The 5,539-nt window shown below is 71.9% G+C and carries 8 protein-coding genes and 1 pseudogene; all 9 read right to left on the bottom strand.

The features are described 5' to 3' along the window. Positions 1 to 168: 168 nt before the first annotated feature. Positions 169 to 465 (bottom strand): hypothetical protein, encoded by a 297-nt coding sequence (locus ABZ135_RS38550; RefSeq protein WP_356703059.1) that lies wholly within the window; start codon positions 463 to 465, stop codon positions 169 to 171. Further along, on the bottom strand, positions 462 to 1,121 hold the full coding sequence (locus ABZ135_RS38545; protein ID WP_356703057.1) for a hypothetical protein: 660 nt from the start codon (positions 1,119 to 1,121) through the stop codon (positions 462 to 464). The genes ABZ135_RS38550 and ABZ135_RS38545 overlap by 4 nt, the downstream gene beginning before the upstream one ends. After that, complete coding sequence (locus tag ABZ135_RS38540) at positions 1,118 to 2,068, bottom strand: mucin-2 (RefSeq protein ID WP_356703055.1); 951 nt, start codon at positions 2,066 to 2,068, stop codon at positions 1,118 to 1,120. Before ABZ135_RS38540 ends, ABZ135_RS38545 begins: the two co-directional genes overlap by 4 nt. A 30-nt stretch (positions 2,069 to 2,098) precedes the next feature. Further along, positions 2,099 to 2,302, bottom strand: a pseudogene (locus ABZ135_RS38535) (WhiB family transcriptional regulator); the annotation flags it as partial. Positions 2,303 to 2,340: 38 nt separating this feature from the next. Beyond that, the gene (locus tag ABZ135_RS38530; RefSeq protein WP_356703053.1) at positions 2,341 to 3,231 is read right to left on the bottom strand and encodes a hypothetical protein; all 891 of its coding nucleotides are present in this window, start codon (positions 3,229 to 3,231) and stop codon (positions 2,341 to 2,343) included. After that, positions 3,228 to 3,455: a hypothetical protein gene (locus ABZ135_RS38525; RefSeq protein ID WP_356703051.1), complete on the bottom strand. Its 228-nt coding sequence runs from the start codon at positions 3,453 to 3,455 to the stop codon at positions 3,228 to 3,230. Before ABZ135_RS38525 ends, ABZ135_RS38530 begins: the two co-directional genes overlap by 4 nt. Then, a complete protein-coding gene (locus ABZ135_RS38520) occupies positions 3,455 to 4,258 on the bottom strand; it encodes a recombinase RecT (protein ID WP_356703047.1) in 804 nt (267 codons plus the stop codon). Before ABZ135_RS38520 ends, ABZ135_RS38525 begins: the two co-directional genes overlap by 1 nt. Further along, positions 4,255 to 4,539: a hypothetical protein gene (locus tag ABZ135_RS38515; RefSeq protein ID WP_356703045.1), complete on the bottom strand. Its 285-nt coding sequence runs from the start codon at positions 4,537 to 4,539 to the stop codon at positions 4,255 to 4,257. Before ABZ135_RS38515 ends, ABZ135_RS38520 begins: the two co-directional genes overlap by 4 nt. Beyond that, entirely contained in the window at positions 4,536 to 5,441 is a 906-nt protein-coding gene (locus ABZ135_RS38510) for a lambda-exonuclease family protein (protein ID WP_356703043.1), read from the bottom strand. Before ABZ135_RS38510 ends, ABZ135_RS38515 begins: the two co-directional genes overlap by 4 nt. Between the last annotated feature and the right edge of the window lie 98 nt (positions 5,442 to 5,539).

The raw sequence follows: 5,539 nt of genomic DNA, 5'->3' as shown, positions 1-5,539 counted from the left end.
CGACGCGTTCGGCGCGCTGGTGGTCGTTCTCGTGGAGGGTGGTGGCGTCTTCTTCGGCGGCGGTGAGGAGGGCGAGGGCGGCGTCGGGGATGGCGGTCTGGCCGGGGAGGACCGTGTCCGGCGGGGTGTCGAGGAGGGCGCGGGCGGCGGTCAGGCGGGCGGTGGTGGTCACTGGTCGTATCCCATCTGCTCGTTGAACCAGGCTTGGTGGGCGGCGGAGTCGTACCGTCCGGCGGCGAGCCACGCGGTGGTGGCGTTGGCGGCGGCTTCCTTGCGCCAGCCGCGTTGGCGAGGGCGGGGGTAGAGCTCGCCGTCCTGCCAGCGGTCGCCGCAGTGGCAGCAGGTCATGCTGAGGCCGTACCAGGCCTCGTCCTGTGCGAGCATCCGGCGGCGCGTCTTGCAGGTGGGGCAGCGGAGGATGCGGCGGATGGGGAACCGGCGGGCACGGCAGACGATGACGTTCATGCGGTGCTCCTGGCGTGGTTGTGGGCGGCTTCGATGCGGGCGGGGTGGTAGTCGCGGCGGTCGCGGCCGCCGGTGCGGCAGCGCTGTCCTGAGGGGGCGCGGCAGGCGTCCCAGGGGCAGGGGACGGCGCGGGGGTCGGCGAGGCCGGACCGGATGAGGCGCTCGCGTTCGACGGCTTCGGGCCGGAAGGCGGCGAACGTCTCCTTGACGGTGGGCGGCATGTAGGTGCCCATCCGGTCGAGGCGGGCCTGGACTTCGGCGGCCGCGGGGCCGGAGGTGATGGCCTTCAGCTCGTTCGGGGGCTGCTGGCCGGTGGCGACGGCGTGGCGTTCGGCGGCGAGGGCGGCGCGGTAGCCGGCTTCGTCGTCGGGGTCGAGGTGGGGGTAGGCGGTGGGCTCGAACGTGCCGGTATGGCGGGTGAGGCGGTCGTGGACGTCGGCGGTCCATCGGGTGGCGATGTCGGCGGGGAGGATCGGCCACGTGCTCTTGGTGTAGTGCTCGTGGGCGTAGCGGACGGCGTCGGCGTACGGGACGTCGGCGAGGATGCCGGCCCACATGGCGATCTGGGCGCGGAGTTCGATGTGGTCGGTGCGGCGGACGCGGGGGTCGGCGAGGGCGATCTCGGCGAGGAGCTGGGGGACTTCGGAGGGCTTCACGGCTGGCCTCCTTCGGCGGCACGGAGCTCGGCGGCGATCTGCTGCATTTCGGTGAGGTAGGACTGGGCGGGCGACGGCGGTCCGGTGACGGGCCGCGGGCCGGTGTAGGTGGTGGCCTGGAGGCCGGCCCATCCGGCGAGGAAGTAGCGGGCCGAGTAGGGCTGGGACTTGGCGGCCTTCCAGGCGCGTTCGGCGTGGTCGACGAGGGCGGCGACTCCGACGCGGCGGACGGTGTCGAGGAGGGTGGTCCACTGCTCGCTGTTGAAGGTCCAGGAGACACGCATGCCGCGGTGTTCCATGGCCTGGATGAGGGGTTCGATCTCTCCTCGTCCGCTGCTGGCGGGCACCACCTCGGCGCTGTGGTTCACGGAGGGGGTGGGGGGAGGAGGTACTTCCGAAGGAAGTACCTGGCTAGGCGTGGATGTGGCTTGGGCAGGCGTGACGCCTGGGAGGCCCGTGCGGTGTGACAGGTGCCCCTGACCTGCGGCGGAGCCGGAAAAGTGGGGTTCGTTTCCGTCTCGATTCGGCGCGGAATCGTCGCCGATTGCATCGTGAATGTTCTTCGTTTCGTCGTCGATTCCGGGGCGCTTTCTCGCGGCGCGGCTCTTCGCGGCCCGTTCGGCGGCGCCCTTCCGGCTGGCCTCGACCTGCGCGCGGGTGGCGTTCCGGCCGCCCTCGAAGAAGTCGTGGACGACGTAGTCGCCGGCGTTCGGCTGCGGGCAGCGGGGGCAGGTGTGTTCGGCGCCGTGCCAGAGCCCGACCTTGACGAGCTTGGCGGCCTGGGGAGCGGTGCCGTACAACTGGGCGATGACGCCGGGCACGATGCCCTCGGTAAGGTGCTGGGCAGAGTAGGCGCCGCACCTCACGAACAGTCCGATCGCCGCGTTCCCCGCGGCCACGAACTTCGGGTGGCTGTGGGAAGCGTCGTCGATCTTGAACCAGGGCATCGTGCCTTCTCTCGGTCGTGGTGCGGTGGATCAGGCGGCGTTGGCGCGCTGGCGGCGGAGGCGAGTCCGCTCGCGTTCGGACAGGCCGCCCCAGACGCCGAAGCGCTCGTCGTTGTCGATGGCCCAGGTCAGGCACTGGACGCGGACCTCACAGGCCATGCAGACCTGCTTGGCCTCGCGGACGGACCCGCCCTTCTCCGGGAAGAAGGACTCCGGGTCGGTCTGCGCGCACAGCCCATCGACGAAGAACTCGGGCATGGGCAGGGCGCTGCTCATGCGGCCACCTCGCGGAGGTCGCGGAGGCGGGCGACGACGTAGTCGCGGCCGAGGCCGAGGCGTTCGGCGATCTCGTCCGGGCCGGCGCCGTACGACGCAAGGTGGAGGATCTCCTCGGCGCGGAGCCGGGCCTGCTCGTGGAAGTTCAGCGGCCGTTCGGCGGCGGCCGGGTCGAAGGCGGGGTCGTCGATGTGTCCCATGTCCTCCCACCACACCGGGTCGGGCCAGCCACGGCGCTCAGCCAGACGCATGGCCTTCGTGGAGGCGCCCGGCGTAATGCCGTGGTCGGCCGGGTTCTCCGTTCGGAGCTGCTGGTAGCAGTCGGCCACGGCCTTCGCGGTGTCGCGGTGCACGGTCTCCTGCTGGAGGATGTAGGAGACGCTGCGCGGGTTGACGCCGATGTACGGGCCAAGGCGGAGCAGCGGCCAGCCCACTGCGGCCAGCGCCTGCAGACGGCGGATCGTCCCCACGGCGGGCAGGAACACCGGGCTCAGCACCTCGGGCGTAACGGCGAGGATGGCCTCCGCGAACTCGGGGCGGATGCGCTTCTTCCTGCCGCGGGTGGGGCTGAGCTGGTACACGATCCCGGTCACGACCGACGGGACCTTGCCCAGGTGCGCGGCGATGACCTTGTAGGAGAAGCCGGCCCCGTTCAGGGCGAGGAGGTGCTGGCGTGCGGGCTCGGCGTCGACGAGGGGCTGCCAGGTGCCGTAGCCCTGGAGGCGGTGCACGCGGCGCTTGTAGGAGTTGACCGCGTTCCGGCACGGCTTGCAGGGGCACTTGAAGTGCTTGCCGCGAGAAAGGGTGCCGTGGTCGGGGAGGGACTTGGTGCCCGCGGCCGGGAGGCGGGTCATCCCGGCCGCGGGGGTCTCGGTGGAGGTGGTCACGAGTCGGCCTCCTTGGCGTGGAGCTGCTGGTCGTGGAGCTCGGTGGCGAGCTGCATTTCGTAGAGCCGCTGGTCGAGCTGGGCGGCGCGGTGCTCGGCCTTCCGGCGGTCGGCTCGCTCGGCGGCGAGCTCGGCCTTGGTGGCTTCGAGGTCGGCGCGGAGGCCGGCCGTGGCGGCGGCGACAGCGGCCTGGGCGTAGCGGCGGGAGATGAAGGGGAGTCGCATCACGCCACCTCGTCCACGAACTCGGCCTCGATCGCCTCGTCCTCGTGCTCGACGACCGGCTGCGGCAGCGGCATCGTCGGCGCCGGCCGCTGCTCGGCCGCCACCTCCGCCTGCGCGCGGAGCTGCTCCCGCATGTACTCCGCCGACGTCGGCACCCACTTCGTCAGCCGGTGCGCCGCGGTCTTCAGCCACATCGCTTCCTCGTGCTTCTGCCACGGGGAGTACGCGGAGTCCGAGCCCTGCGACATGGCCTTGGCCTGCATGACCTGGGCCCGGTTGAGGACGACGACCTTTGACGTGGCGCCGTCCTTCATCACGGCGTACGCGTAGACGAGGCGGAGCGGTCCGCGGTCGTCGGCGTCCCAGTCGATCTCGTGGTGCGGGCGCTCGTCCCGGCCCGGGGAGTAGCGGAAGGTGTCGGCCTGCCGGACGACCTCGACGATGACCGAGGAGACGGCGCCGGCCCGGTAGATGAGCTCGATCTCGCCCTGGTAGCCGCGGATGCCTTGGACTTCGAGGCGGCCGGCCTTCTTGCGGGGGACGAGGTAGTACTGCTCGGTGCCGGGGGTGAGGCCGAGCTGGGCGGCGTCCATGAGGGCGCCCATGAGGGCGGCGGGGTTGTTCTGGGCGGCCTGGGCGAGGTTGCGGTCGCGGCGGAGGACGCCGACGGCGAGCCGGACGAAGGTGTCGGGCTTGACGTGGGACGGCATGACCTGGGCGAGGTCGTTCTTGTAGTGCTCGACCATGGCGCCGGGGCCCTGGTCGCGGACGGCGATGGCGTTGGTGACGGTCTGCTCGGTCATCGGGCGGTCTCCTCGGACTGCTCGGTACGGACGGTGGTGCGGACTTCCCGGGTGCCGAGGACCCGGTGAACGGTCGTGCTGACGGCCTTGACCAGCTCGCTGATGAGCTCCTGGCGGACGTCCTCCGTGAGCCGGTCGCCGGTCGCGATGTGAACCCCCGCGTCCCAGTCGCCCGTGATCGCGTCACGGACGCCGACGCTCGGCCCGACCACGAGGTCCGCGCGGCCGACCTGACGGCCCCACTCGGCCGTGGTCACCTGCCGCAAGTGCATGTCGGTCATCGGGCGGTCCTTCGGGTGCGGGAGGGGAGGAGCTGGTAGGTGCGGCCGTCGCGGACCGTGCGGGTGGCGACCCGCTCCCGGCCGACGACCGCGCGCCGGCCGGTGCCGATCGCGTCGAGCAACTCGCCCTTGCAGGCGGTCAGCTCGTCCTCGGCCAGCCAGAACGCGTCCTGCGCGGCGTGGAAGCGGTCCCGGAGCTGCTCGGTGATCGGCACGTCGACGTCGTCGAGACCGTCGGGGAGCTCGCGGATCGCCTGGTAGGTGGCGGTGTGGCCGTCGATGTCCGGGCGGACGTCGTGGGCCAGGTCGTCCATGAACGTGGCGCCGGCCTCGCGCAGGATGCGGGCCTCGTCCGGGTCGTAGTCGACGACGTACTCGCGGTACTCGCACCCGGCGATCCGGACCGCGATCCAGCAGCGGCGGGCGCCGGTGACGTCGAGGTACCAGAGGCACTGGCAGCGGTAGTGCACGGGGATCTGGTCGGTGCCGGGCTCGCCCCATCCTTCGTCGTCGCGGGAGGTCTTGGCCTCCAGCAGCTCGTCGCCGACGAGGCGGTCCGGGTTCGCGATCTGCCACGGGCGTCCGGCGGCGGCGTAGGTCGGTGCCGGGCGGACGTCGAGGTCGGGGTGCAGGTCGGCGAACCGCTGGCAGATGCCGGGTTCGTCGACCTTCCCCCAATACATCTGCTCGGTCTCCTCGACCGGAGCGACCAACCCCTTCTTCCTGTGCCACAGCGAGAACCGGGACTCGTACGGAGACAGGCCCAGGACGGCGGCGATCTCGGAGCCGCCGATCCCGTTGGCCCGGGCGGCGTGCCACTCGGGGCTGCCGGGCTCGAAGACGCCGACCACGACGGGGCCGGCGGCCGGGGCCGAAGCCCCGGCCTGCGCGGTGTCGATCACAGTGCGCTCCTGATGGCGGTGATGGTGAGGGCGATCAGCGCCCACAGGACGGCGGAGAGCAGCAGGCCGTAGACGCAGCCACGCGCCAGACCGGGGCT

This window comes from Streptomyces sp. NPDC006339 (assembly GCF_040612775.1).
Taxonomy (GTDB): domain Bacteria; phylum Actinomycetota; class Actinomycetes; order Streptomycetales; family Streptomycetaceae; genus Streptomyces.
Note: the sequence above shows the minus strand (reverse complement) of the source record. Positions and strands in the feature narration are given on the sequence as shown.

What these genes read in the sequence shown, in the direction of transcription:
- ABZ135_RS38550 (WP_356703059.1), bottom strand. Translation starts at nt 465, where the DNA reads ATGAACGTCATCGTCTGCCGTGCCCGCCGGTTCCCCATCCGCCGCATC.
- ABZ135_RS38515 (WP_356703045.1), bottom strand. Translation starts at nt 4,539, where the DNA reads ATGACCGACATGCACTTGCGGCAGGTGACCACGGCCGAGTGGGGCCGT.
- ABZ135_RS38525 (WP_356703051.1), bottom strand. Translation starts at nt 3,455, where the DNA reads ATGCGACTCCCCTTCATCTCCCGCCGCTACGCCCAGGCCGCTGTCGCC.
- ABZ135_RS38520 (WP_356703047.1), bottom strand. Translation starts at nt 4,258, where the DNA reads ATGACCGAGCAGACCGTCACCAACGCCATCGCCGTCCGCGACCAGGGC.
- ABZ135_RS38540 (WP_356703055.1), bottom strand. Translation starts at nt 2,068, where the DNA reads ATGCCCTGGTTCAAGATCGACGACGCTTCCCACAGCCACCCGAAGTTC.